Source organism: Streptomyces fumanus (assembly GCF_014655295.1).
GTDB classification, from domain to species: domain Bacteria; phylum Actinomycetota; class Actinomycetes; order Streptomycetales; family Streptomycetaceae; genus Streptomyces; species Streptomyces fumanus.
In genome coordinates this window covers 24,879-48,478 of the sequence record NZ_BNBI01000018.1, presented here as the reverse complement: position 1 = coordinate 48,478, position 23,600 = coordinate 24,879, and the positions used below count along the sequence as shown (strand labels likewise).

25 protein-coding genes are annotated in these 23,600 nt (G+C 73.6%); 7 read left to right on the top strand and 18 right to left on the bottom strand.

The window, feature by feature from the left end; genetic code table 11:
• Positions 1-2: 2 nt before the first annotated feature.
• Positions 3-743 carry an SDR family NAD(P)-dependent oxidoreductase gene (locus tag IE316_RS31020; RefSeq protein WP_190207845.1) on the bottom strand — a complete coding sequence of 247 codons (741 nt, stop codon included), beginning with the start codon at positions 741-743 and terminating at the stop codon, positions 3-5.
• Between the two features lie 156 nt (positions 744-899).
• Here IE316_RS31020 and lnt point away from each other — a divergent pair, with 156 nt between their 5' ends.
• Positions 900-2,465, top strand: a complete 1,566-nt coding sequence (lnt, locus tag IE316_RS31015) for an apolipoprotein N-acyltransferase (RefSeq protein ID WP_190207844.1) — start codon at positions 900-902, stop codon at positions 2,463-2,465.
• On the opposite strand, the gene IE316_RS31010 is transcribed toward lnt, so the two are convergent.
• The gene (locus IE316_RS31010; RefSeq protein ID WP_190207843.1) at positions 2,389-3,294 is read right to left on the bottom strand and encodes a Gfo/Idh/MocA family protein; all 906 of its coding nucleotides are present in this window, start codon (positions 3,292-3,294) and stop codon (positions 2,389-2,391) included. The two genes, lnt and IE316_RS31010, sit on opposite strands and share 77 nt — an antisense overlap.
• A gap of 242 nt (positions 3,295-3,536) precedes the next feature.
• Between IE316_RS31010 and IE316_RS31005 the strand changes: the two genes are divergently transcribed.
• Entirely contained in the window at positions 3,537-4,040 is a 504-nt protein-coding gene (locus IE316_RS31005) for a hypothetical protein (protein WP_308438952.1), read from the top strand.
• 16 nt (positions 4,041-4,056) lie between these two features.
• On the opposite strand, the gene IE316_RS31000 is transcribed toward IE316_RS31005, so the two are convergent.
• The 7 genes from IE316_RS31000 to IE316_RS30970 all read right to left on the bottom strand — a co-directional run bounded on the left by IE316_RS31000 (position 4,057) and on the right by IE316_RS30970 (position 10,051).
• Positions 4,057-4,536 (bottom strand): hypothetical protein, encoded by a 480-nt coding sequence (locus tag IE316_RS31000; RefSeq protein WP_190207841.1) that lies wholly within the window; start codon positions 4,534-4,536, stop codon positions 4,057-4,059.
• A gap of 93 nt (positions 4,537-4,629) precedes the next feature.
• Complete coding sequence (gene ung, locus IE316_RS30995; protein WP_190207840.1) at positions 4,630-5,313, bottom strand: uracil-DNA glycosylase; 684 nt, start codon at positions 5,311-5,313, stop codon at positions 4,630-4,632.
• 71 nt (positions 5,314-5,384) lie between these two features.
• Entirely contained in the window at positions 5,385-6,971 is a 1,587-nt protein-coding gene (locus tag IE316_RS30990; protein WP_190207839.1) for an ABC transporter substrate-binding protein, read from the bottom strand.
• 186 nt (positions 6,972-7,157) lie between these two features.
• On the bottom strand, positions 7,158-7,916 hold the full coding sequence (locus IE316_RS30985; protein ID WP_190207838.1) for an SDR family oxidoreductase: 759 nt from the start codon (positions 7,914-7,916) through the stop codon (positions 7,158-7,160).
• A 12-nt stretch (positions 7,917-7,928) separates the two neighbouring features.
• Entirely contained in the window at positions 7,929-8,690 is a 762-nt protein-coding gene (gene fabG, locus IE316_RS30980) for a 3-oxoacyl-ACP reductase FabG (RefSeq protein WP_190207837.1), read from the bottom strand.
• A gap of 150 nt (positions 8,691-8,840) precedes the next feature.
• On the bottom strand, positions 8,841-9,269 hold the full coding sequence (locus tag IE316_RS30975; RefSeq protein WP_190207960.1) for a DUF3037 domain-containing protein: 429 nt from the start codon (positions 9,267-9,269) through the stop codon (positions 8,841-8,843).
• Positions 9,270-9,286: 17 nt separating this feature from the next.
• The gene (locus tag IE316_RS30970) at positions 9,287-10,051 is read right to left on the bottom strand and encodes a HipA family kinase (RefSeq protein WP_190207836.1); all 765 of its coding nucleotides are present in this window, start codon (positions 10,049-10,051) and stop codon (positions 9,287-9,289) included.
• 190 nt (positions 10,052-10,241) lie between these two features.
• On the opposite strand from IE316_RS30970, the gene IE316_RS30965 reads away from it, so the two are divergent.
• On the top strand, positions 10,242-10,694 hold the full coding sequence (locus IE316_RS30965; protein WP_190207835.1) for a Rieske (2Fe-2S) protein: 453 nt from the start codon (positions 10,242-10,244) through the stop codon (positions 10,692-10,694).
• Between the two features lie 76 nt (positions 10,695-10,770).
• Here IE316_RS30965 and IE316_RS30960 read toward each other — a convergent pair whose 3' ends face one another.
• Positions 10,771-12,102, bottom strand: coding sequence for an aminotransferase class I/II-fold pyridoxal phosphate-dependent enzyme (locus IE316_RS30960; protein WP_190207834.1), 1,332 nt, complete (start codon positions 12,100-12,102; stop codon positions 10,771-10,773).
• 35 nt (positions 12,103-12,137) lie between these two features.
• Between IE316_RS30960 and IE316_RS30955 the strand changes: the two genes are divergently transcribed.
• Positions 12,138-12,821: a pyridoxamine 5'-phosphate oxidase family protein gene (locus IE316_RS30955; protein WP_190207833.1), complete on the top strand. Its 684-nt coding sequence runs from the start codon at positions 12,138-12,140 to the stop codon at positions 12,819-12,821.
• Here the strand turns inward: IE316_RS30955 and IE316_RS30950 are convergent.
• The 4 genes from IE316_RS30950 to IE316_RS30935 form a co-directional block, all read right to left on the bottom strand.
• Positions 12,803-13,843, bottom strand: coding sequence for a DMT family transporter (locus IE316_RS30950; protein ID WP_190207832.1), 1,041 nt, complete (start codon positions 13,841-13,843; stop codon positions 12,803-12,805). The two genes, IE316_RS30955 and IE316_RS30950, sit on opposite strands and share 19 nt — an antisense overlap.
• A gap of 253 nt (positions 13,844-14,096) precedes the next feature.
• Positions 14,097-15,101, bottom strand: a complete 1,005-nt coding sequence (locus IE316_RS30945) for an EamA family transporter (RefSeq protein ID WP_190207831.1) — start codon at positions 15,099-15,101, stop codon at positions 14,097-14,099.
• Between the two features lie 73 nt (positions 15,102-15,174).
• Positions 15,175-15,714 (bottom strand): Clp protease N-terminal domain-containing protein, encoded by a 540-nt coding sequence (locus IE316_RS30940; protein ID WP_190207830.1) that lies wholly within the window; start codon positions 15,712-15,714, stop codon positions 15,175-15,177.
• 152 nt (positions 15,715-15,866) lie between these two features.
• Positions 15,867-16,496 carry a PadR family transcriptional regulator gene (locus IE316_RS30935; protein WP_190207829.1) on the bottom strand — a complete coding sequence of 210 codons (630 nt, stop codon included), beginning with the start codon at positions 16,494-16,496 and terminating at the stop codon, positions 15,867-15,869.
• Between the two features lie 151 nt (positions 16,497-16,647).
• On the opposite strand from IE316_RS30935, the gene IE316_RS30930 reads away from it, so the two are divergent.
• Complete coding sequence (locus IE316_RS30930) at positions 16,648-17,457, top strand: PhzF family phenazine biosynthesis protein (protein ID WP_190207828.1); 810 nt, start codon at positions 16,648-16,650, stop codon at positions 17,455-17,457.
• Positions 17,458-17,469: 12 nt separating this feature from the next.
• Here the strand turns inward: IE316_RS30930 and IE316_RS30925 are convergent, their stop codons facing one another.
• Entirely contained in the window at positions 17,470-18,267 is a 798-nt protein-coding gene (locus tag IE316_RS30925; protein WP_190207827.1) for a CPBP family intramembrane glutamic endopeptidase, read from the bottom strand.
• A gap of 142 nt (positions 18,268-18,409) precedes the next feature.
• Positions 18,410-19,927, bottom strand: a complete 1,518-nt coding sequence (locus IE316_RS30920; protein ID WP_190207826.1) for a glutamate-cysteine ligase family protein — start codon at positions 19,925-19,927, stop codon at positions 18,410-18,412.
• Between the two features lie 556 nt (positions 19,928-20,483).
• On the opposite strand from IE316_RS30920, the gene IE316_RS30915 reads away from it, so the two are divergent.
• Positions 20,484-21,068 carry a hypothetical protein gene (locus tag IE316_RS30915; protein WP_190207825.1) on the top strand — a complete coding sequence of 195 codons (585 nt, stop codon included), beginning with the start codon at positions 20,484-20,486 and terminating at the stop codon, positions 21,066-21,068.
• A gap of 340 nt (positions 21,069-21,408) precedes the next feature.
• Positions 21,409-21,615 (top strand): DUF5999 family protein, encoded by a 207-nt coding sequence (locus IE316_RS30910; protein WP_190207959.1) that lies wholly within the window; start codon positions 21,409-21,411, stop codon positions 21,613-21,615.
• 28 nt (positions 21,616-21,643) lie between these two features.
• Here IE316_RS30910 and IE316_RS30905 read toward each other — a convergent pair whose 3' ends face one another.
• Complete coding sequence (locus tag IE316_RS30905; RefSeq protein WP_190207824.1) at positions 21,644-22,723, bottom strand: endo-1,4-beta-xylanase; 1,080 nt, start codon at positions 22,721-22,723, stop codon at positions 21,644-21,646.
• 49 nt (positions 22,724-22,772) lie between these two features.
• A complete protein-coding gene (locus IE316_RS30900; protein WP_229910638.1) occupies positions 22,773-23,537 on the bottom strand; it encodes a carbohydrate ABC transporter permease in 765 nt (254 codons plus the stop codon).
• Between the last annotated feature and the right edge of the window lie 63 nt (positions 23,538-23,600).

The following is a 23,600-nucleotide window of genomic DNA, read 5'->3' as shown; positions in this document are numbered from 1 at the left end:
GTTCAGCGGCCGCCCGCCACCCGCAGGACCGTGCCCGTGGTGTACGAGGCGTCCGGTGACAGCAGCCAGGCGATGGCGGCGGCGATCTCCTCCGGCCGCGCGGACCGGCGCAGCGGAATGCCCGGGGCCATCCGGCGGGGCCGGTCGGGGTCGCCCATCGCGGTGTGCATCTCGGTCTCCACCAGTCCGGGGGCGACCGCGTTGACCCGGATGCCGTCCGGGCCCAACTCCTTGGACAGGCCCACCGTCAGCGCGTCGACGCCCGCCTTGCTCGCCGCGTAGTGCACGTACTCCCCGGGGCTGCCGAGGGTCGCCGCGCCCGAGGAGACGTTGACGATGGCACCGCTGCCCCGGGGCGTCATCAGCCGGGCGGCGCGGCGCGCGCACAGCAGCGTGCCGAGCAGGTTGACGTCCAGGACCCGGCGCAGGTCGGCGGTATCGGCGTCGGCGAGGCGGCCGAGCGGGCCGGTGACCGCCGCGTTGTTCACCAGGCCGGTCACCGGGCCGAGCCGGTCCTCGGCCAGGTCGAAGAGGCGCTCGACGTCCTCCTCCACCGAGGTGTCCACCCGCACGGTGAGGGCCCGCCCGCCGGCCTCCCGGACGCCGGCCGCGACCGACTCCGCGGCCGTCGCGTCCCGGACGTACCCCACGACCACGTCATGGCCGTCCGCCGCCAGGCGCAGACAGGTCGCCGCGCCGATTCCCCGGCTGCCGCCGGTGACCACCGTGAGGGGACGTGCCATGAGTACCTCCAGAACGAGCCGCTTTGATCGATCATCGATCATCGATCATCCTAGGCCGGGGTGGTCCCGGCGCATACCCCCGCGCTCCGCTCCCGTCCGGCTGATCCGATCATCGGCATGGCGCACACGCGGGGTTCCACGGGGTAGGGACGCGCCATGAAGACGCTCGGCCACTGGCTCGCCTCCCCCTGGCGCCGTTCCCTCGCCGCCGCGCTCGCCGGCGCCCTGCCGGTGCTCGCCTTCCCTGCTCCGGCGCTGTGGTGGTGCGCCGGCCTGGCCCTGGTGCCCTGGCTGCTGCTGCTGCGGTCCGCGCCGACCGGGCGGCGGGCGGTGTACGACGGCTGGTGCGGCGGTTTCGGGTTCATGCTCGCCATGCACCACTGGCTGCTGCCCAGCCTGCACGTCTTCACCTTCGTCATCGCCGCGCTGCTGGGCGCGCTGTGGGCGCCGTGGGGCCGGCTCGTGCTGCGGATGCTGGGCCCGGCGGCGGCGCCGCGCCGGGTGGCGGCGGGCCTGGTGGTGGTGCCCTCCGGCTGGCTGGCGATCGAACTGGTCCGGTCCTGGCAGGGCCTCGGCGGCCCCTGGGGGATGCTCGGCGCGAGCCAGTGGCAGGTGGCGCCCGCGCTGCAACTGGCCTCGGTGGGCGGGGTGTGGCTGCTCAGCTTCCTGGTCGTCGCCGTCAACACCGCCGTCGCCGTCCTGGTCGCCGTCCGCCGGGCCCGCACGCCCGCCCTGGCCGGGCTGGTCGCCACCGCCGCCGTGACCTCGGCGGCCTGGGTGTGGGCGCCCCGCCCGGACACCGGCGGCACGGTGGCGGTCGCCGTGGTGCAGCCCGGTGTGATCGCCGGCCCGGACCGCCGCTTCGACCGTGAGGAACAGCTCACCCGCCGGCTCGCCGGGCACGGCGTCGACCTGGTCGTCTGGGGCGAGAGCAGCGTCGGCTTCGACCTGGCCGACCGGCCCGACCTGGCCCGCCGGCTCGCCGCGCTGTCCCGGGAGACCGGCGCGGACCTCCTGGTCAACGTGGACGCGCGGCGCTCGGACCGGCCCGGCATCTACAAGAGTTCGGTGCTCGTCGGCCCGGCCGGACCGACCGGCGACCGCTACGACAAGATGCGGCTCGTCCCGTTCGGCGAGTACGTCCCGGCCCGTTCGCTGCTCGGCTGGGCCACCTCCGTCGGCAAGGCGGCCGGTGAGGACCGGCGGCGCGGCTCGCGGCAGGTGGTGATGGACGTCGGGGACGGGCTCCGGATCGGCCCGATGGTGTGCTTCGAGACCGCGTTCCCCGATCTGACCCGGCACCTCGCCCAGGACGGCGCCGATGTCCTGGTCGGCCAGTCCGCGACCTCCACGTTCCAGGGGAGCTGGGCACCCGCGCAGCACGCCTCGCTGGCCGCGCTGCGCGCCGCCGAGACCGGCCGCCCCATGATCCACGCCACGCTGACCGGGGTCTCCGCCGGTTACGCCGCGGACGGCACCCGGATCGGGCCCCGGCTCGGCACCGACGCGAGCACGGCCCGGGTGTACGACGTGCCGCTCGCGCACGGCAGCACGCCGTACGTCCGGTTCGGCGACTGGACGGTGCACGCCGCGCTGCTGGTGCTGGTGGTGTGGGCCGCCGCCGAGGGCGTACGGGCCCTGCGGTTCAGGCGGCACGCTCCTGCACGGCGCGTACCACCCGCTCGCACAGCTCATGGGTCTCCAGCGCGTCCCGGGCGCTGAGCGGCGTGCCCGCGCGGACCGCGTCGAGGAAGGCGAGGACCGCCTGCTCGATGCCGCGCTGGCGGGCCACCGGCACCCAGTCGCCGCGCCGTCTGACGGTCGGCTGGCCCTTGTGGTCGACCACCTCGGCGAGGTTGACCACCTGCCGCTTGGTGTCCTGCCCGGAGACCTCCAGGATCTCCTCGGCCGAGCCGCTGAGCCGGTTCATCACGCCGAGCGCGGTGAAGCCGTCCCCGGCCAACTGCAGGACCACGTGGTGCAGCAGGCCGTCCTGGACACGGGCGCGCACGGTGATGTCGTCGACCGGGCCGGGCACCAGGAAGCGCAGGGTGTCCACGACGTGGATGAAGTCGTCGAGGATCATCGTGCGGGGTTCCTCGGGCAGCCCTATGCGGTTCTTCTGCATCAGGATCAGCTCGCGGGGGTGCTCGGCGCACTGCGCGTAGCCGGGGGCGTGGCGGCGGTTGAAGCCGACGGCGAGGCTCACGCCCCGTTCCTCGGCGAGCCGCACCAGGCGCTCGGAGTCGGCGAGTTCGTAGGCGAGGGGCTTGTCGACGTAGGTGGGCACGCCCGCGCGCAGCAGTGCGGTCACGATCTCCGGGTGGACGGCGGTCGGGGCGTGCACGAAGGCGGCGTCCAGGTCCTGGGCGAGCAGGGAGTCCAGGTCGGCGTGGCGCCGGTCCGCCGGGAGGCGGAGGGTGTCGGCGACGCGGGTGAGGGTCGCGGGGGTACGGGTCTGCAGGTGCAGGTCGATGCCGGGCTGGAGGGCGAGGACCGGGAGGTAAGCCTTCTGCGCGATGTCGCCGAGTCCGATGCAGCCGACCTTCACGGGGGTTCTCCTAGCCTTCGACCTGGGTGTGATCGGCAGCATACGGTGACCGCTGGATGGGGCCACCGCCGGTCCGGCACCGCGGGCGTCGGCCGGGACACCGCCCCCGTGCGGCCAGGGCGCCCGCCCGCGTCAGCCCGGACCCCGCCGGACCCCCCGTACGAGGTCGGGATTCACCCGTCGGGAGCAACCTCCGCTCGTCCGTCCCCGCGCGGTGCCCCGGGGACAGCAGAGTGGCGCGCGTGCTTCGAACGACGACGACCACCGCAACGCTCCTGGTCACCGTGGCCGTCTCGGCCCTCGGTGGCTGCACCACGGTCCAGCGCCCGCCCGCGCCGGCCCCGGCGGCGACCGGCGCCGAGCCGTCCGTGCCCCGGCCCGACGGCCCGGCGCGGCCCCGGGTGGTGCAGGCCCCGGCCCGGGAGGCACTGGAGCTGATCGGTCCCTCGCGGCGGCCGGACCGCGCCCCCGAGGAGCCGCGTCGCACACCCCCGCCGGCCACCCCGCCGCCCCCGGAGCGGCCCGCCGCCCGGCCGGAGACCCGACCCGCGCCCGTGCGGCCCGCGCCGCGCGAACCGGACGCCGGACCGCCGCGCCGACCGGACGGCGGGCTCCCCCGCGCCACGGCGTCCCTCCCCGGGCTCGTCCTCGGCGGCGCGGACCTGTGCGGTCTGGGCCGCAGGTACGGGGGCTGGCGGCCGGACAGCCCCGAGGCGACCGTCTGCGAACGCACCTACGGCCGCTGAGCCGGCCCCCGGTCAGTCAGCGCGGGCCGTCCAGCCGTCGTTCCAGACGGCCGATGGCGGCGCGCACGCCCGCGGTGTGGTCGTCGTCGCCGAGGGCGTCGGCCGCCCGCCGGGCCCGCCGCAGATGGAGACGGGCCGCCTCGCGGTGGCCGAGCCGGTCGTAGTCGGCGGCGAGGTTCAGGTGCAGCGCGGGGTAGAGGGCGCGGGCGGCGCGGGCGCCCCGGTGGCCGGGCGAGCCGTCCTCCCGCAGTTCCTCCGCGGCCGACAGGGCCCGCAGGTCCCAGGCCAGTTCGTCCGCCGGGTCGTCCTGGGTGTCGGCCAGGTAGTGGGCCAGGGTGCAGCGGTGCAGCGGGTCGCCGTGCTCGCCGAGCTCCGTCCACAGGCCCAGGTAGCGCTGCCGGGCCTCCTCGCGGTCGCCCGCGTGGTGCAGCATGACGACCTGCCCGATCCGTGTCGGCACGGCGTCCGGTGCCGCCCGCTCCTGTCCCCTGGCCACCGCGTCCTCCGCACCGCTCGTCGGCTGTTGCCGACGACGTTAGGCCCTGTCCGCCGGATCGGGCCGCCGACGCGGCCCGCTGCGGGACCTGGATCAGCCCAGGTCAGGGATGGTCCAGTCGATCGGCTCGTGGCCCTGCCGGGCGATCGCCTCGTTGATCTGGGTGAACGGGCGGGAGCCGAAGAACTTCTTCGCCGACAGCGGCGAAGGGTGCGCGCCCTTGACCACCGCGTGCCGGGTCTCGTCGATCAGCGGGAGCTTCTTCTGCGCGTAGTTCCCCCACAGCACGAACACCGCCGGGTCCGGGCGGCGCACCACCGCGCGGATCACCGCGTCGGTGAACAGCTCCCAGCCGCGCCCCTTGTGCGAGTTGGCCTCCCCGGCCCGGACCGTGAGCACCGCGTTGAGCAGCAGGACGCCCTGCCGGGCCCACGGCATCAGGTAGCCGTTGTCCGGGATGGGGGTGCCCAGTTCCTCGTGCATCTCCTTGTAGATGTTCCGCAGGGACGGCGGGATCCTGACGCCGGGGCGGACCGAGAAGCACAGGCCGTGGCCCTGTCCCTCGCCGTGGTACGGGTCCTGCCCGAGGACCAGCACCTTGACCCGGTCGTACGGCGTGGCCTCCAGGGCGGCGAAGACCTCCTCGCGCGGAGGGTAGACGGGGCCCTTCGCCCGCTCTTCCTCGACGAACTCCGTCAGCTCCTTGAAGTAGGGCTGCTGGAGCTCGCCGCCCAGCACCTCGCGCCAGGACTCGGGCAGCATGGCGATGTCGGTCACGTCGGTTTCCTCACGGGTGTGCGGTGGCTACTGATCACACAACCTACCGGCGGCCACTGACAACGGACCGGCTACCAGCTCGTCTTGCGGTGCAGCTCCCACATCATCATGATCGTCGACGGGTCGAGGGCGCGCTCCGCGCCGGAGATGTCCTCGCTGGCGGCCATGTACTGCCGGCCCTGCCACAGCGGCAGCAGCCGGGCGTCCTCGACGAGGATCCGCTGCGCCTCCTCGAACTCCTCGACCACGCCCGCCCGGTCTCTCTCGCGCCGGGAGCGCGGCAGCAGCTCGTCGGTGATCCGGTCCGCCGGGTAGGGCGTGCCCAGGGCGTTCTGCTCGCCGACGAAGGGGGCGATGAAGTTCTCCGCGTCCGGGAAGTCGGGGAACCAGCCGCGGCCGAACACCGGGTACTCGCCCTTCTGGTAGCCGGTGACGTACGTCTTCCAGGGGCGGCTCTTGAGGGTGACCGTGAACAGGCCGGAGTCCTCCAACTGGCGTTTGATCTCGGTGAACTGCCGGGCGGTCTCGGAGCCGTAGCGGTCGGTGGTGTACCAGAGGGTGAGCGGGACCGGTTCGGTGATGCCGGCCCGGGTGAGCACCTGGCGGGCCTTGGCGGCGCTGGGGTCGCCGTACTCGTCGAAGAAGCCGGTGGTGTGCCCGGTCAGGCCGTTGGGGACCATCGAGTACAGCGGGTCGACGGTGTCCTGGTAGACGGTGTGGGCGAGGGCGGCCCGGTCGATCAGGTGGGCGACGGCCTGCCGGACGGGTCTTCTGCCCGCCCAGGGATCCTCGGGGTTGAAGACGAGGTAGCTGATGTCGGTACCGCTGCCCTCGATGAGCTGGAGGTCCTCGTCCTTCCCGGTGCCGCCCTGCAGCGCGATGATGTCGTCGGCGGCCAGTCCTCGGTAGGTGACCTGGATGCGTCCGGCCCGCAGCGCCTCGACCATGGCGTCGGAGGTGTCGAAGTACTCGATGGTCACGGCCTCGTTGCGGGGCTCGGCGAAGCCCCGGTAGCGGTCGTTGCGGACCAGTTCGGCGCGCTCGCCGTCGGCGTAGGAGCGCAGGGTGTACGGGCCGGAGCCGACGACCGAGTCGCCCTCGCGCAGGGCGTCGGCCGGGTAGGCGTCGGGGTCGACGATGGACATCGCGGGGGTGGCGAGCACGAACGGGAAGGTGGCGTCGGGCTTGTCGAGGCGGAAGACCACCTCGCGCTCGCCCGGCGTCTCCACCTGCCGCAGGCTGCCGAGGAGTCCGGCGGGGCCGCCGTTGACGTCGATCTTGCGGATCCGGTCGATCGAGTGCTTGACGGCCCGGGCGTCCAGCGGGTCCCCGTTGGAGAAGGTGAGTCCCTTGCGCAGTTCGCAGCGGTAGACCTGGTTGGAGTCGTCGGTGAAGGCGCACTCCTTGGCGGCGTCCGGGCGGGGCGTGGTCGCGGCGTTCGGGTAGCTCAGCAGGGTCTGGTAGACGTTGCGGAACAGTTCCCAGGAGCTGTCCCAGGAGGCCGCGGGGTCCAGGGTGCTCGGCGCGCTGGTGGTGCCGACGGCGATCGGCTCGTCCTCCTCGGGGTCGTCGGGCGAGAGGATGCCGCACCCGGCCACCAGGGTCGACAGGGACGCGATGGCCGCTACCCGCCGCAGGCATCGGTTCCGCTTGAACACGCGCACGCTCCTCGATCTGCCGTTCCAAGGTCGGCAGACCATACCGCAGCGCCACGCCTCCTGAACCCCCCTCTGAACAGGGGTTTTGATCATTTCCGGCGATGATTACGTTGTCATGTCCCGGAGTAGATCATTCCGCGACCGGGGGCGCCGTCCGGTGCCGGAGGGCGCCCCCGCGCGGGGCGGTCAGCCCACGCCGGCGTTGAGGAAGATGCCGCCGTCGACGACCAGCGTCTGGCCGGTGACCCAGTCGGACTGGGCCGAGGTGAGGAACGCGGCGGCGCCGCCGATGTCGGCGGGCACACCGAGCCGGCCCAGCGGGTAGGAGGCGGCGGCCTCCGCCTCGCGGCCCTCGTACAGGGCCTGGGCGAACTTGGTCTTCACCACCGCCGGGGCGATCGCGTTGACCCGGACCTTCGGCGCGAACTCGTGCGCCAACTGGAGGGTCAGGTTGATCATCGCGGCCTTGCTGACGCCGTACGCGCCGATGAACGGCGAGGCGGAGACGCCCGCCACGGAGGCGATGTTGACGATCGCGCCCCCGTTCTCCTTCTGCCAGGCGTGCCAGGTGCGCTGGGCGAAGCCGAGCGCGGAGAGCACGTTGGTCTCGAAGACCTTGCGCGCCACGTTCAGGTCGAGGTCGGCGATCGGCCCGAACACCGGGTTGGTACCGGCGTTGTTGACCAGGTAGTCGACGCGCCCGAAGGTCTCCATCGTGCGCTCCACGGCGACGGCCTGGTGGGCCTCGTCATGGGCCTTGCCGGCCACGCCGATGGCCCGGTCGGCGCCGAGTTTCTCGACGGCCTCCTTCAGCGCCTCCTCGTTGCGGCCGGTGATGCAGACCCGGTCACCGCGGGCGACCAGCGCCTCGGCGACGCCGTAGCCGATACCGCGGCTGGCGCCGGTGACGAGGGCGACCTTGCCCGAGAGTTCCACGGAAGTCATGTGCGCTGTCCCTTAGTTGAGCGGTCCGCCGGCGACGTACAGCACCTGGCCGGAGACGAAGCCGGCCGCGTCGCCGGTGAAGAAGGCGACGGCGTTGGCGATGTCCTCGGGCTCGCCGACGCGCTGCACCGGGATCTGGGTGGCGGCGGCGGCCTTGAACTCCTCGAAGCCCATGCCGACCCGCTCGGCGGTCGCGGCGGTCATGTCGGTGGCGATGAAGCCGGGGGCGACGGCGTTGGCGGTGACGCCGAACTTGCCCAGCTCCTTGGCGAGGGTCTTGGTGAAGCCCTGCATACCGGCCTTGGCGGCGGCGTAGTTGACCTGGCCCCGGTTGCCGAGCGCGGAGGACGAGGACAGGTTGACGATACGGCCGAACCCGGCGTCCACCATGTGCTTCTGGCAGGCGCGGGACATCAGGAAGGCGCCGCGCAGGTGCACGTTCATGACGGTGTCCCAGTCGGAGACGCTCATCTTGAACAGCAGGTTGTCGCGGAGCACGCCCGCGTTGTTGACGAGGATCGTCGGCGCGCCCAGTTCCTGGACGATCCGCGCGACGGCGGCCTCCACCTGCGCCTCGTCCGACACGTCGCAGCCGACCGCGAGCGCCGTGCCGCCGGCCGCGGTGATCTTCTCCACGGTCTCCTTGCACGCGGCCTCGTCGAGGTCGAGTACGGCGACCGCCCGTCCCTCGGCGGCCAGCCGTACGGCGGTGGCGGCACCGATGCCGCGCGCCGCTCCGGTGACGACGGCGACCCGCTGGTCAGTGGTGGACATGCTGCTTCTCCTCGTCCTGGGGGATGCGGCCCGCGCGGCCCGCCTGTGCGGTGAGCGACCGCTTAGTACCTTCGGCAGACGTGACGCTAGAAGCCCTGGCACCCGGTGTCAACGGGACACCGGGGTGGTGTGATCCATCCCCCTGCGCCGTCAGCGCACGAGCAGGTCCAGCAGGCGTTCCGCCTCGGCCGCGGGGTCGGTGGTGAGGCCGGTGTGGACGGGGCCGGGCTGGACGATCGTGGAGCGCGGGGCGATCAGCCAGCGGAACCGGCGGCCGGGGTCGTCGCCGGCTGCCGGTCCGGCCGCGTCGCCGCCGGCGCCCACGGCCTCGACGGCGCGCAGCGCGGCGCGCACGCCGGGTACGTCGGCGCGCGGGTCGAGGGCGAGCAACCTGGCCTCGTCCAGGTGGGTGCGGGCGGTGAGGAACGCCTTGGCGCGGCAGTACACCAGCACCCCGGCGTTGACGCACTCGCCGCGCTCGACCCGGGGGACGACGCGCAGCAGGGCGTATTCGAAGACCTCCCTCTCATGGGCATCGCTTCCCCGGATGATGTGGCGTTCCACCACATGACCGGCCATGTGAATGTGCCGCTCGCTCACTTGTCCTCCTCGATTCCGGTGATCCGCTCGTGGATGCCGGCCGCCCGCGCGAGCAGGGGGCGCGCATAGGCCCGCCGGAGCTCGTCCGGGGTGGCGAAGCCGGGCTCGCCGGCCAGCCACTCGTCCGGGATCTCGGCGGTGACCTCGGCGAGGAGGTCCTCGGTGACGCGGGGCGCGAGGTCGGCGGCGGCGCCCGCGAGGTCGGGGCGGAAGCGGGCCAGGGCGTGGTCGGAGGCGTCGTAGGGGCGGGCGGCGGAGGCGTCGGCGCCGGGCCAGTTGTGGTGCCAGATCAGGGTGGCGCCGTGGTCGATGAGCCAGACCTCGCCGTCCGCGCGCAGCAGGTTGGGGTTGCGCCAGGAGCGGTCGACGTTGTTGACCAGCGCGTCGAACCAGACGATCCGCCCGGCCTCCCCGGACCCGACCTCGAAGGCCAGCGGGTCGAAGCCCAGGGCGCCGGAGAGGAACTCCATCCCCAGGTTGGCGCCGCCGCTGGACCGGAGCAGTTCCTGCACCTGCGGGTCGGGTTCGCCGAGGCCCAGCACCGGGTCGAGGCCGAGGGTGACCAGACGCGGCACGCGGAAGCCGAGCCGGCGGGCGAGTTCCCCGCAGACCACCTCCGCGACCAGCGTCTTGCGGCCCTGGCCCGCCCCGGTGAACTTCATGACGTACGTCCCGAAGTCGTCGCCCTCGACGAGCCCCGGCAGCGAGCCGCCCTCACGCAGGGGCGTGATGTAGCGGGTCGCGTTGACTTCCTTCAGCATCGCCCCAGGTTACCGGCGTGCGCGCGGCCCGCCGGGGCCGGGCGGGCGGGCCCGACAGGTGGACGACAGCTCTGGCTTACGCCGGTCCGACCGCCCTGGAGCCAGCATCTCGGCACGGTCTGAACAGCGCGTGCCCCGCCGCCGTACCAGTCGTCGGAACACGTACCCCACCCCCGGAAGGGACCTCAGCATGAGCAGCGGATCGCCTCGGCCCACGGCACACCCGGCCCGTCGTACCGTCGTCGCGGCGGCCGGAGCGGCGGGACTCGCCGTCGCGCTGACCGCGTGCGGGGGATCGGACGACGCGGCGGCCACCTCCCCGGAGGCCGGTGACGCGGACGCCGGGTCGGGCGGCGGGACGCCCCTGGCCCCGACCTCCGACATCCCCGAGGGCGGCGGCAAGGTCTTCGCCGACCGCAAGGTGGTGGTGACCCAGCCGTCGCCGGGCGAGTTCAAGGCGTTCTCGGCGACCTGCACCCACCAGGGCTGCGCGGTGAAGAGCGTCACCGACGGCGTCATCAACTGCCCGTGCCACAACAGCAACTTCTCCATCACCGACGGCACCGTGCACAGCGGCCCCGCCCGCGAACCACTACCGGCCGTACAGATCACCGTCGAGGGAGACTCCATCACACTGACCTGACAGAAACACCCCAAAGGGGGCGCGGGGAACTGCGCAAACCCCCAACACACCCGCACCCGACAACGCACCCCCACCCTCACCCATACCTCCCCACCACCCCCGCCCCCAACGCCGAAGCCACCACCTCCGCCAGCCCCTCCGCCTCCCCCTCCCCCAGCGTCGACACCGTCACCCGCACCCCCGGCCCCGCGTTCACCCGGAACCGCGCCCCCGGCGCCACCGCCCAGCCCGCCTGCAGCAACCGCGCCACCACCCCCGTCTCGTCCGGCACCGGGATCCACACGTTCATGCCGCTGCGCCCGTACGCCGCGATCCCCCGCCGCCCGAGCGCCCCCAGCAGCGCCTCCCGCCGCGCCCCGTACGCCGCCGCCACCCGCACCGCGTCCACCGCCCCGTCCGCCCAGAGCCGGGCCACCGCCCGCTGGGTGATGCGGCTGACCCAGCCGGGCCCGAGCCGCTGCCGGCCCCGTACCCGGTCCAGGGTGACCGGATCGCCGGTGAGCACCGCCAGCCGCAGATCCGGTCCGTACGCCTTCGCGGCCGACCGCACGAAGGCCCAGGTCCGGGTCGTCCCGGCGAGGGCGTGCAGCGGCAGGTCGACGATCCGGTACCCGTGGTCGTCCTCGATCAGCAGCGTCTCCGGATGGGCGCGCAGCACCGCCCGCAGGGCGTCCGCGCGGGCCGCGCTCACCGCCGCCCCGGTCGGGTTCTGCGCCCGGTCGGTGACGACCAGGGCCCGCGCGCCGCTCGCGAGAGCACGCCGTACGTCGTCCGGTAGCGGCCCGTCGTCGTCGACGCCGACCGGCACGGTACGCAGCCCGAGCGCCGGGACGAGGTCGAGCAGGCTGCCCCAGCCGGGGTCCTCCACGGCGACGGCGTCACCGGGCTTCAGATGGGCGGCGAGCACCCGTTCCATGGCGTCCAGCGAGCCGGAGGTGACCGCGAGCGGCCCGTCCGGCACCCCGTCGGCGTCGAGGCCGGCCCGGGTCAGCCGCTCCAACTCCGGTTCCACGGGCGCGTGCCCGTACAGCACCGGTTCCCGGTCGCCCGCCGCGGCCGCCGCCGCGAACGCCTCGGCGAGCGGGGGCAGCAGCGCGGGGTCGGGGTTGCCGGCGGACACGTCCCGCACGCCTTCGGACACCTCGACCCGGATGAACTCCCGCCCGGTGGTGGCCGGCCGCGCCCGCACCCGGCTCCCCCGGCGCCCGGCCGTCTCGATGACCCCGCGCTCGCGCAGGGTGCGGTACGCGGCGGCCACCGTGTTCGGGTTCACCCCGAGCCGCTCGGCCAACTCCCTGAGCGGGGGCAGCGGTTGCCCCGGCGCCAGCTCGCCGGAGGCCACCGCGCGCTCGACGTCGGCGGAAATCTCGGCTGCGCGCCGCCCTTTGATCGGATAGTCTCCTAGCACAAAGCCTATTATGCACTAATACAAAGGAGAGCGCCATGCAGGGGACCTCGGAGACGCCGTCGCGGCCCGCCGCCTACACCCCCACCGACCGCACCGTCCCCACCCGCTCCCCGCAGCGCGCGTCCTACGACCGGGAGCTGGTGCACTCGATCCTCGACGAGGGGTACGTCTGCCACCTCGGCTTCGTCCGCGACGGTGCGCCGGTGGTGCTGCCCACCCTGTACGGCCGGGTCGGCGAGCGGCTCTACGTGCACGGCTCGACGGGCTCCCGCCCGCTGCGGATGGCGGGCCAGGCCGACCCGGGGCTGCCGGTCTGCCTGACGGTCACCCACGTCGACGCGCTGGTGCTGGCCCGCTCCGCCTTCCACCACTCGGTGAACTACCGCTCGGTGGTGGTGCACGGCACGGCGTACGACGTGACCGACCCCGAGGAGAAGCGCACGGCCCTCGACGCCCTGGTCGACCACGTCGTGCCGGGCCGCTCCCGCGACTCCCGGCCGGCCAACCGCAAGGAGCTGGCCGCCACCGCGGTGATCTACCTGGACCTGGACGAGGTCTCCGCCAAGGCCCGCACCGGCGGGGTCAACGACGAGCCCGAGGACCTCGCCCTCCCCCACTGGGCGGGCCTGCTCCCGCTGCGCAAGGGCTACGGCACCCCCGTCCCGGACCCGGACCTGAGCGCCGGCACCACCGTCCCGGACTACCTGACAGCCCTCTGAGACCGGACGGCCGCCTCGCCGCCCGCCACCGGACCCTCCGGGGACCGGGCCGCCGAGCCGCCCGCCACCCCCCGCGCCGGCCTCCGCGCCTCCCGCGCCTCCGCCACCGCCAGGCCGGTGACCGAGCCCAGGAGCAGCAGCGTGCCGGTCAGGGTGGCCGCCGTGAGGTGCTCGCCGAGCAGGGCGACGGCGAGCACCGCCGCGCTGACCGGTTCGAGCAGCATGATCACCGACACGGTGGCCGAGCGCACGACCGCGGCCCCCGCGAAGTACAGCGCGTAGGCGAGCGCGGTGGGCACGGCGGCGACGTAGGCCAGCAGCCAGAGCAGCCGGCCCGGCTCGGCGGTGTGCGGCACCAGCCCCTCGGCCAGCGCGAACGGCAGCAGGACGACACTGGTGACGGCGAACGCGCCCACCGACGTGCTCCCGGCGTCCGCCCCGCCGTTACGCCCCCATCGGCGGGTCAGCAGGGTCATCACCGAGTACCCGGCCGCCGAGACCAGCGCGAGCAGCACCCCGGCGGGGCGTACGGTGGCGCCGCCCCCGCCGAGGACCAGCACCCCGAGCCCGGCCAGTGCCCCGGCCACGGCGGCCGTCCCGCCCCGGCCCAGGCGTTCGCCGAGCGTGAGCCGGGCGCCGAGGGCGATCAGCACGGGGCCCGCGCCGAGGGTGACGACGGTGGCGACGGCCAGCCCGGTGGACCGTACGGCGGCGAAGTAGGCGGTCTGGAACACCGCGAGGCCCAGCCCGGTGGCGAGGGCCCGGGCCGGCCGGCGGCGGAAGGTCCCGCGCGGCGCGGCGGCGGCCCGGGTCCGCCGGCGCGGCAGCTCGGCGGCGAGCAGCAGGAGGAGTCCGGCGGCGCAGCGCCAGAAGGACAGGGCGACCGGGCCGAGGTCACTGGCCCGGTAGACCAGTGCGGCGGCGGCGCCCGCGGTGCCCCAGGCGGCACCGGCGACGATCAGACAGAGCAGGCCACGCCCGACGGACAGGCCGGACACGGCGTTCGACGCGGATGTCGACACGGACGCCGACACGGATGTCGACGCGGATTTCGACACGGAATTCGACACGGGATTCGACACGGGTTCTCTCCGCAACACGCGCGCGAGGCGCGGACATTCGGGACGGCCCCCGACGACTCGGGGTCCCTGGACCTCGTCCGCGGGCAGCACCGCTCCGCCCGGTCGCCGTACGGCGCCGGACCTCGCTCGGGTGGCCCGCCGTCAGGCGGCCGGCGGCGGAAGAACGCGTGCGTCCGAATGCATGATCGACACCCTAGGCGGCCGTTCCCCGGCCGGACAACTCCCTTTCCGGTCCCCCGCCCGCCACCGGTTCCGCCGCGCCCTTCGCGGGCGCCGTGGACTGGGCGATGAAGGCGCCCACCAGGACCACGGCCCCGCCGGCGAGCTGCGGTGCCGAGAGGTGCTCGCCGAGCAGCACCCAGGCCAGGACGGTCGCGATGACCGCCTCCAGGCACGCCACCACCCCCGCCACCTGCGGCGACAGCCTGCGGACGGCGACGATGCCGGTGACGTAGGCGAGCACCGTGGCGATCAGCACGATCCAGGCGAGCAGCAGCGCGGCGGCGACCGGCGTGCCGTTCATCGGCGCGGTCCCGGCCAGCACGGACCAGTCCAGGTCCCAGGGGCGGGCGACCAGGGTGAGCGCGGCGGCGCCGACGAGCAGCCCGTACGCGATCACGCCGAGCGGGTCGGGGGCCTCGTCGCCGGCGTCGCTGCCCTGGTCGGACAGGACGAAGTAGCCGACCTGGCAGCAGGCGGCGCCCAGCGCGAGCAGCAGGCCGAGGGCGTCGAAGCCGAGGCCCGCCCAGACCTCGACGACGCAGGCGAGGCCGCCGACCGCGAGGACCACGCCGACGGCGGCGGCCCGGGTGACCGGCCGCCGCTGCACGAACCGTACCCAGCCGAGGACGAGGGCGGGCGCGAGGTACTCGACGAGCAGTGCCACGCCGACCGGGATCCGGGAGAGCGCGGCGAAGTAGCAGGCTTGGACGCCGGCCACGGCGAGCAGCCCGAACCCGGCGAGCAGACCGGGGCGGCGGCGCGGCAGCGCGCGGTGGCGCCAGGCGAGCGGCAGCATCACCAGGGCGGCGCCCGTGACCCGCAGCCACACCACGTGGAGCGGGTCCAGGCCCGCCTCGATCAGCGGCTTGGCCGCGACCCCGGAGCCGCCGAAGGCGAGCGCGGACCCGAGCGCCAGGCCGAGCCCGACGCCCTTGCCCCGGCCACCGGGCGCGCTGTCAGTCGTCTGCACCGGCACATGATGGCAGGCCCGCGACGACGAGGGAAGACATGACCGTACTCCTAGATCATACCTGTCTCGGACCGGCGGATCAGGCGAGCGGCTCGGGGCGGCCGTCGGCGCGGGCCAGCACGGTGTGCGGGTCGAGGCCGGCCCGGGTCAGCACCTCCGCGGCGCGGGCCCCCGGGTCGGTGACGAGGGCGGCGAGGAGGTCGGCGCCGCCGGGGCGGGGAGCGCCGCGCCGGGCGGCCCGGTCGCGGGCGCCGTCCAGCGCGGCGGCGGCCAGCGGCGAGAAGCCCGCCGCCGCGGTCAGCACGGGTACGGCGCCGGAGTCCTCGACGGTGGCCTGCCAGCGCAGGCCGTAGCCGATGCTGCGCTGGACCAGGTAGCCGAGGACCCGGGCGAGCCGGGGGCCGTCGCCCAGCAGGGCACGCGCCTCGGGGTCGTGTTCGAGCAGCGAGTGCAGCAGATGGGCGGTGTCGATCTGCCGGTCCCCGTCCCGCACCGCTCTGCGGCGGGCACCGGAGACCACCGGTGCCAGCTCGGGACCGAACCGGGCATCGTCGTCGACGCCGTCCGGGCGCCGGACGCCTTGCTCACCGGCCGACTGCCGGGGGATACGGGGTTGCACCCTGCCTACCCCATCAGCCCCGCCGGGTCCGGTCATCCCCGGCGGGAAGCATCTTCGCGTCCCACGCAGAGCGGACGTGCCCACCCCGAATCTCCTCCTTACGGATGAGATCAGCCCGTTTCACCCGCCCGCCCTCCCCGCACCGACGCTCGTCAGTCCTCGTCCGCGAGGATCAGGTACAGCTTCTTGCGGGCCTCGTTGACGACGGCGAGGGCCTTCTCCCGCTGCTCCTTGCTGCCGGACTTCCAGACCTGGCCGAACGCCTCCATCAGGCCGAAACCGGCCTGCCGGATCTCGCTCAGGGCCTCCCAGTCCACACCGCGCGAGGCTTCCTCCCAGGGGGCCTCGGGGCCCTCCCCGGCGGCGGTGCGGCCCGCCTCCGTGAGGGAGAACAGCTTCTTGCCGCCCTCGCTCGCGCTGGTGATCAGGCCCTCGTCCTCCAGCAACTGGAGGGTGGGGTACACCGAGCCGGGGCTGGGCTTCCACGCCCCGCCGCTGCGCTCGGCGATCTCCTGGATCATCTCGTACCCGTGCATCGGCCGGTCCTTGAGCAGGGCCAGGATCGACGCCCGTACGTCGCCGCGCCGCGCCCTGCCCCTCGGTCCGCCGCGTCCCCGGCCGCCCCAGGGGCCGCCGAAGCCCGTCCCGAACGGTCCGCCGGGACCGCCGCCGGGCCCGAAGGGGCCGAACGCCGCGCGCCGGCCGTCGTGTCCCCCGCGGCCGAAGGGGCCCTCGGGTCCGCCGTGTCCGCCACGTCCATGGCCGTGTCCGTGACCGCGCATCACCATCACTCCATCCATCGTTGATCGATCGTGATGCTTCAACGATATATCGGTACTGTGCGACCGGCAAGCCCTCGCCCGACCCCTTTGCGGTCCAGCACTCGCGGATTGGCCTTGGCCCGTGGCGTCCCGGAGGTTCTAGCGTCGGGCCATGCGTATCCGAATCGTCGACGCCTTCACCGACCGGCCGTTCGCCGGCAACCCCGCGGGAGTCCTGCTCCTGGACGCCTTCCCGGACGACAACCGGCTCCAGCAGATCGCGCTGGAGGTCAACCACGCCGAGACCGCGTTCGCCCACCCTCTGCCCGGAGGCGGCGAGGCGGACTGGGCGCTGCGCTGGTTCACCCCGGCCACCGAGGTCGCCCTGTGCGGCCACGCGACGCTCGCCACGGCCCACGTCCTGCACAGCACCGGCGCCCATGAGGGGCCGGTCCGGTTCGCCACCCGCAGCGGCGTGCTCATCGCCACGCCCGACGGGGACGGCTCGATCACCCTGGACTTCCCGACCGCGCCGCTCACCCCGGCCGAGGCCCCGGCGGGGCTGGCCGAGGCCCTCGGCGCCGAACCGCTCACGGTCCTGGACACCGGGCCCCACATCGGGGACCTGCTGGTCGAACTGGCCGACGAGAAGACCGTGCACGGCCTGCGGCCCGACCACAAGGCGCTGGCCGCCCACTCCACGCGGGGCGTCATCGCCACCGCCCGCGCCGAGAACCCGGCGCTCGGCTACGACTTCGTCTCCCGCTGCTTCTTCCCGAACGTCGGCATCGACGAGGACCCGGTCACCGGCAGCGCCCACACCGCGCTGGCCCCCTTCTGGTCCGAGCGCCTGGGCCGCCCCGCCCTCACCGGCCTCCAGGCGTCACCGCGCACCGGCCGCGTCCGCACCGACCTGCGCGGCGAGCGCACCCTGCTGACCGGACGCGCGGTCACGGTGATCGAGGGCGACCTGCTCGTCTAGCCCCCTCCCCGGTCACGCCGTCGGCAGCCAGCTCACCTTCCCGGCCAGCAGCGCGTAGCCGACGAACGCGCCGATGTCGAGCAGCGAGTGGGCCACCACCAGGGGGCCCACCCGCCCCCAGCGCCGGTACAGGTGGGCGAAGACCACGCCCATCACCATGTTGCCGACGAAGCCGCCGATGCCCTGGTAGAGGTGGTACGAGCCGCGCAGCACCGAGCTCGCGGCCAGCGCCGCGTTCCGGGACCAGCCGAGCTGGTCGAGCCGGCGCAGCAGGTAGCCGACGACGATGACCTCTTCGAGTACGGAGTTCTGCACGGCCGAGAGGATCAGCACCGGGTACTTCCACCACACCTCGGGCAGCGCCTCGGGCACCACCGTGAGGTTGAAGCCGAGGGCTCGGGCGGCCAGGTAGAAGGCGATGCCGGTGCTGCCGATGACGGCGGCGAGCGCGGCGCCCCGGCCGAGGTCGGGCCAGGGGCGGGTGCGGTCGAAGCCCAGGGTGCGCAGGCTCCGTCCCTCGCGCAGCAGCAGATGGGCGACGAGGGCGACGGGGACGAGCGCGGTGGCGATGCCGAAGAGCTGCCAGGCCAGGTCCAGCCAGGGGCGGCCGGGCGCGGCGGAGGCGTTGAGGGTGGCGGCCTGGTCCTTCAGGCCGCCCGGCCGGGTGACCGAGCCGATGAAGCTGATCAGCGCGGAGATGCCGCTCGCGCCCAGGGAAAGGGCGAGGACGAGCAGCGTCTCGTGACCGAGGAGCCGCCGTGAGAGCCGCTCCGCGGGAAGGGAATCGGCCACCGGGCCCGCCTCCGCCATGCACACCTGCCTCGACTGGGACGTCACAGCTTGCCCGATCAGTATGAGACGCCCGCAGCCGGGTCCCCCGCCCCACCCGGCGCCCTCGGCCCGGCGCATCCGACCGGCCACGGACCCGGCCGGCCCGGCGGTGAGTCCCGCCTCAGCCCAGCCCCACCGGCTCCGGCGGTTCCACCGGCCACAGATGCACCGGGTCCCCCTTGTGCATCAGCTCCCAGTAGCGGCGCGTCGTCGCGGCCAGCGCCTCCTCGCGGCCCAGCCCCGCGTCCAGCGCCCGGTGGAAGGTGGCCGCCTGCCAGGACGCCCCGTTGGCGCGGCGCCGGCAGCGCTCCTCGATCACGCCGAGGTAGAAGTCCCGGTCGGCGGGCTCGACGCCCCACGCGTCCAGTCCCGCCTCGGCCAGCGGCAGCAGCTCGTCGCGGACCAGGACGGCGGCGTCCACCTCGCCGATGCCGCCCAGGCGCCCGCGCCGGGGCCAGGTGAAGCGGGCGTCGATGCCGTGCCGGCAGGCCGCCTCGAAGTTGGCGGCGGCGGCCTCGAACGGCAGCTTCGTCCACACCGGCCGCGACTCGTCGGCGAGGGCGCGCACCAAGCCGTAGTAGAACGCCGCGTTGGCGATGACGTCGGTGACGGTGGGGCCGGCGGGCAGCACGCGGTTCTCCACCCGCAGGTGCGGGACGCCGTCGGCGATGTCGTAGACGGGGCGGTTCCAGCGGTAGATGGTGCCGTTGTGCAGGACCATCTCGGACAGCGACGGGACGCCGCCCGCGTCCAGCACCTTCAGCGGGTCCTCGTCGTCGCAGATCGGCAGCAGCGCCGGGTAGTAGCGCAGGTTCTCCTCGAACAGGTCGTACGCCGAGGTCACCCAGCGCTCCCCGAACCAGGTGCGCGGGCGCACCCCCTGGGCCTGGAGCTCGGGCGGCCGGGTGTCGGTGGACTGCTGGAACAGCGGGGGCCGGGACTCGCGCCACAGCTCCCGGCCGAACAGGAAGGGCGCGTTGGCCCCGACCGCGATCTGCGCGGCGGCCACCGCCTGCGCCGCGTTCCACACACCGGCGAAGCGTTCCGGGGTGACCTGGAGGTGCAGTTGCACCGAGGTGCACGCGGCCTCCGGGACGATCGACTTCGAGGTGCAGGTGAGGTGTTCGACGCCGTCGATGTCGAGCCGGAAGTCCTCGCCGCGGGCGGCCACGATCTGCTCGTTGAGCAGGGTGTAGCGGTCCACGTCGGAGAGGTTCGAGGAGACCAGGTCGTCCCGGTCCAGCGTCGGCAGAATGCCGACCATCACGATTCCGGCGTCCAGCTCACCGGCTTTTCGGTCGGCATATGCCAGGGAGGTACGGATTTCCTCGGCGAGCCGGTCGAATACCCGGCCGCCCAATCGATGGGGGGCAATGTTGACTTCCAGGTTGAACATGGCGAGTTCTGTCTGGAAGTCGCGGCTCGCGATCCGTTCCAGGACTTGGCCGTTCAACATTTTCGGCATCCCGTCGTGCCCGACGAGATTCAATTCGATCTCCAGCCCCATCAGGTTCTGCGGGCGGTCGAACCGCTCCTCCGACAGGAGTCGCTCGAGGCCCGCCAGGCAGCGCCCTAGCTTGTCCCGGTAGCGCTGGCGATCGGACAGGTCGAACCGGCCTGCCACGACCTTCTCCCCCATGTGGCGTCCCTCCTCGGGTCAGCGGGCTGGAGTGCCGGCCGTGGGCGGCCGGTCACGTGGAAGGATGCCCCGCGGATGCGATCGATAACGCCCCCGGACGGTTCATGAGCCGCTAGGCTGTACCGATGTGACCGGCGGCACATTCACCGGGCATGGCGCGCGAAGCGGTTACGGAACCATGGGACTCGTGAAAAACGCCGACCTCAATTGGCCGACCACTTCCCGGGTATTCTCCGAGGTCATCGGCATGACAGCGGCCGGGAACCAGGATATTTGCCCGCATATCGCCGACCGGATGTCCGCTTGCCGGACGCGCGGGAAACGGCTAGCCGAAACACAGTCTCAACACGTGTCGTATAAACTTCGCGGACACGGCAGAAGGTTGGCGCCCACGGTCCATGGATTCACTCGGGGTGCCGTGCGGCAGACCTCACCCCCCGCCTCCCGGCCCTCGGGCCCCGGCCCCCGCCTCTCTGCCCCCGCGAGCTGACACCGTCGTCCGCCCGGCCCCGCCACGCCCCCGCGCCACCTGCCTTCGAACGAGAGGCGACCCACCATGCCGCTGCATGTTCCCCCGGCTCCCGCGCCCGCCCTGCGCACCGTCCTCACCGCCCTGTCCTCGCCCACCGCGGTCCGCGAGGCCCGTACCCCGTCCCTGCTGGGCGCGCCCGGACCGCTGACGCCCGACCTGCCGCTGCCCGTGCACGTCCTGGACCGGGTCACCGCCGAGGGCGGGACGGCCACCCGGCTGGCCGGGTGGCGCTTCCTGATCCGCAGCGCCGAGCGGGCGGTGGCCGCGGCGGAGACCATGCTGACCCCCGACGGCTGGGCCTTCTCGCGGTTCTTCGAGGGCCCCTACATCGCCTCCACCGAGCGCGCCCTGCGCCAGGCCGAGACCGTCCCGCAGCCCTGCCAGCCCCGGCTGCTGTCCGTACCCGGCCTCTACATGCTCACCCTCTGGCTGCACGGGGACGTCACCGCCGACGCCGCGACCGGCCGCCCCGCCGCCACCGATCTGCTGGTGCCGCTGGCCCCGGCGCCCCCCGGCATCGCCGCGCACCGGGCCTACCGGGTCGCCGACCTGCTCCCGGTGCTGACGCTGCGGGTGACCCCGGCCCGGCTGCTGCGCTCCACGGCCTGAGCCGTTCCGCCGCCGCACCCCGCCGACGCTCGCGGTCGGCGGGGTGCTTCCGTATCCGGACCTGTGTTCGCCGGGTCGCCCCCACGACCGGACTAGCCCCTTCGGACCACGGCGAACCACCCGAAGTGACAGTGCAGTTGAGCTGAACCGTCCGCGCGGGTGACGCGTCCTGAACCTATGAGGGGCGGTGCCGCGAAATACCTGCGGATCGGCGCTCGTGGGGCAACACTGGGTTCGTACCGACTTATCACAACGGGGGGCGGCCATGAACGACGTTTCACGCCGCGAGAGCAAGACGACAGCAGACCCATCCACCATGACCGAGCGAGAGATCCCTTCCATGTGCCAGCACCGACCGTCCTGTCCCTCAGCCGACTCGGCCGACCGGGAGTCCGCCCGACTCGTGGCGCACCACCCGGAGCAGGGCTGGAGCCTGCTGTGCAATGGTGTCGTCCTCTTCGAGGACACCGGTGAACTGCTGCCGGACGGCCAGGTCATCGCACCGCACCGCCCGCTCGGCGCCGGCCGGGTGGTGACGGCGGCCTGAGCGGGCGGTGCGGTGACCGGCCCTGCGGTCACTTCCGGGCGAGAGCCGCCCGGATGGCGAAGTAGGCGGGCTTGGGCGCCAGTTGCTCGTCCCACGGCAGGGCCGCGCCCTCGCCCTCGAAGAACGCCGGGATCCACGAGTACTTGTCGGTGTAGTCCCACAGCGTGATGCCGACGCAGCGGCGCACCGCGAGGCAGGACTCGGTCAGCCGCTGGTACCAGTCGGCCTGGGTGGCCAGCTTCTCGGCGTCGGCGGGCAGCTGCATCCGGATGTCGACCTCGGTGAGGGCGGTGTCCAGGCCGAGCCGGGAGAACCGGCGGAGGTTGTCCTCCAGGGTGTCCGGATAGCCGTACTGCAGGGCCAGGTGGGTCTGGAAGCCGATGCCGTCCAGCGGCACGCCCTGCGCCTTCAGCTCCTTGGCCAGCCGGTAGTAGGCGTCGCTCTTGGGGCCGACGGCCTCGATGTTGTAGTCGTTCAGGTACAGCTTGACGTGCGGGTCGGCCTGGTGGGCCCAGCGCAGGGCGTCGGCGATGTAGCCGGGGCCCAGGGTCTTGTAGAAGACGCTCTCCCGGTAGGTGCCGTCCTCGTTGAACGCCTCGTTGACGACGTCCCAGGCGAACACCTTGCCCCGGTAGTGCCGCACCTCCGTCTGGACGTGCCGCTTCAGTACGGCCCTCAGCTCGGCGGCCGTCCACTCCCGGGCGGTGACCCAGTCGGGCAGCTGGCTGTGCCAGACCAGGGTGTGGCCGCGCACCTTCTGGTGGTTGGCGCGGGCCAGGTCCACGATCTCGTCGCCCGCCGTCCAGTCGAAGACGCCGGGCTCCGGCTCGGTGGCGTACCACTTCATCCCGTTGCCGGGCGTGATCTGGTCGAACTCCTTGCCGAGGAGGGCCGTGTAGGCGGTGTCGGTCAGTTCGGGGTTGTCGGTGGCGCTGCCGAAGTAGCGGCCGTGGCGCTGGGCGAGGTCGGCGAGGGTGCGGTGGTGGCCCCCGTGCCGTTCCTCGCCGGCCTGGGCGGCGGGGCCGGTGGCGACGCCGGCCGCGACGAGGACGGCGGCGAGCGCCCCGGCCAGTCTGAGCCGGGTGCGCGAGCGGGTGGTCGTACGCATGCTGCGACTCCTCACGTGCGGGTGGGATGTGCGGTCGGTGCGGTGCGGGTCAGCCCTTGGTGGCGCCGGCGGTCAGGCCGCCGACCAACTGGCGTTCGGCGACGGAGTAGAAGGCGAGGGCGGGCACCATCGCCAGCACCAGGTAGGCGAAGACGCGGGCGGTGTCGGCCGAGTACTGGCCCTGGAACTGCTGCACGCCGATCGGGATGGTCCACCAGGTGGAGTCGGTGAAGACCAGCAGCGGCAGGAAGAAGTTGTTCCAGCTCGTGACGACCGCCAGCACCGACACCGTGCCGAGGGCGGGCCGGGCCATCGGCAGCAGCACCCGCCAGAAGAAGCCGAGCGGGCCGCAGCCGTCGAGGGTGGCCGCCTCCTCCAGCTCCCCGGGGATCTCGCGGAAGAAACCGCGCAGGATGATGATGGTCATCGGCAGCCCGAACGCGGCCTGCGGCAGGATCACGCCGAGCGGGTTGTCCAGCAGGCCCATCGACCGCAGCAGCAGGAACAGGGGCAGCGCCGCGACCGCGAAGGGGAACATCAGCCCCATCGTGAACAGCGTGAACAGCACCTCCCGCCCGCGGAAGGCGAACCGGGCGAAGGAGAACGCGGCCAGCGCGGAGACCGCGACCACGATGACGGTGGTGGCCACGGCGATCAGCGTGCTGTTGCCGACCAGCCGCCAGAACGAGCCCGAGCCGAGGATGTCGGTGTAGTTGGACACCACCCACGGGTCGGGCAGCCCGACGGGGTTGCCGGAGAGCTGGTCGGTGGACTTGAACCCGGACACCACCGCGTACAGCAGCGGTACGGCCATGACGGCGCCGACCACGATCAGCACCACGTGGAGGGGCAGCGTCCGGAACCTCCGCCGGCCGGC

Bases quoted from the DNA above. Each gene is read 5' to 3' on its own strand.
- IE316_RS30925 (WP_190207827.1), bottom strand. From the start codon at position 18,267: ATGGCGGAGGCGGGCCCGGTGGCCGATTCCCTTCCCGCGGAGCGGCTC.
- IE316_RS30905 (WP_190207824.1), bottom strand. From the start codon at position 22,723: ATGCGTACGACCACCCGCTCGCGCACCCGGCTCAGACTGGCCGGGGCG.
- IE316_RS30930 (WP_190207828.1), top strand. From the start codon at position 16,648: ATGCGTATCCGAATCGTCGACGCCTTCACCGACCGGCCGTTCGCCGGC.
- IE316_RS30910 (WP_190207959.1), top strand. From the start codon at position 21,409: ATGTGCCAGCACCGACCGTCCTGTCCCTCAGCCGACTCGGCCGACCGG.
- IE316_RS30975 (WP_190207960.1), bottom strand. From the start codon at position 9,269: ATGGCCGGTCATGTGGTGGAACGCCACATCATCCGGGGAAGCGATGCC.
- IE316_RS31020 (WP_190207845.1), bottom strand. From the start codon at position 743: ATGGCACGTCCCCTCACGGTGGTCACCGGCGGCAGCCGGGGAATCGGC.
- fabG (WP_190207837.1), bottom strand. From the start codon at position 8,690: ATGTCCACCACTGACCAGCGGGTCGCCGTCGTCACCGGAGCGGCGCGC.
- IE316_RS30915 (WP_190207825.1), top strand. From the start codon at position 20,484: ATGCCGCTGCATGTTCCCCCGGCTCCCGCGCCCGCCCTGCGCACCGTC.
- IE316_RS30935 (WP_190207829.1), bottom strand. From the start codon at position 16,496: ATGCGCGGTCACGGACACGGCCATGGACGTGGCGGACACGGCGGACCC.
- lnt (WP_190207844.1), top strand. From the start codon at position 900: ATGAAGACGCTCGGCCACTGGCTCGCCTCCCCCTGGCGCCGTTCCCTC.
- IE316_RS30900 (WP_229910638.1), bottom strand. From the start codon at position 23,537: ATGGCCGTACCGCTGCTGTACGCGGTGGTGTCCGGGTTCAAGTCCACC.
- IE316_RS30970 (WP_190207836.1), bottom strand. From the start codon at position 10,051: ATGCTGAAGGAAGTCAACGCGACCCGCTACATCACGCCCCTGCGTGAG.
- IE316_RS30965 (WP_190207835.1), top strand. From the start codon at position 10,242: ATGAGCAGCGGATCGCCTCGGCCCACGGCACACCCGGCCCGTCGTACC.
- IE316_RS30920 (WP_190207826.1), bottom strand. From the start codon at position 19,927: ATGGGGGAGAAGGTCGTGGCAGGCCGGTTCGACCTGTCCGATCGCCAG.
- IE316_RS30985 (WP_190207838.1), bottom strand. From the start codon at position 7,916: ATGACTTCCGTGGAACTCTCGGGCAAGGTCGCCCTCGTCACCGGCGCC.
- IE316_RS30955 (WP_190207833.1), top strand. From the start codon at position 12,138: ATGCAGGGGACCTCGGAGACGCCGTCGCGGCCCGCCGCCTACACCCCC.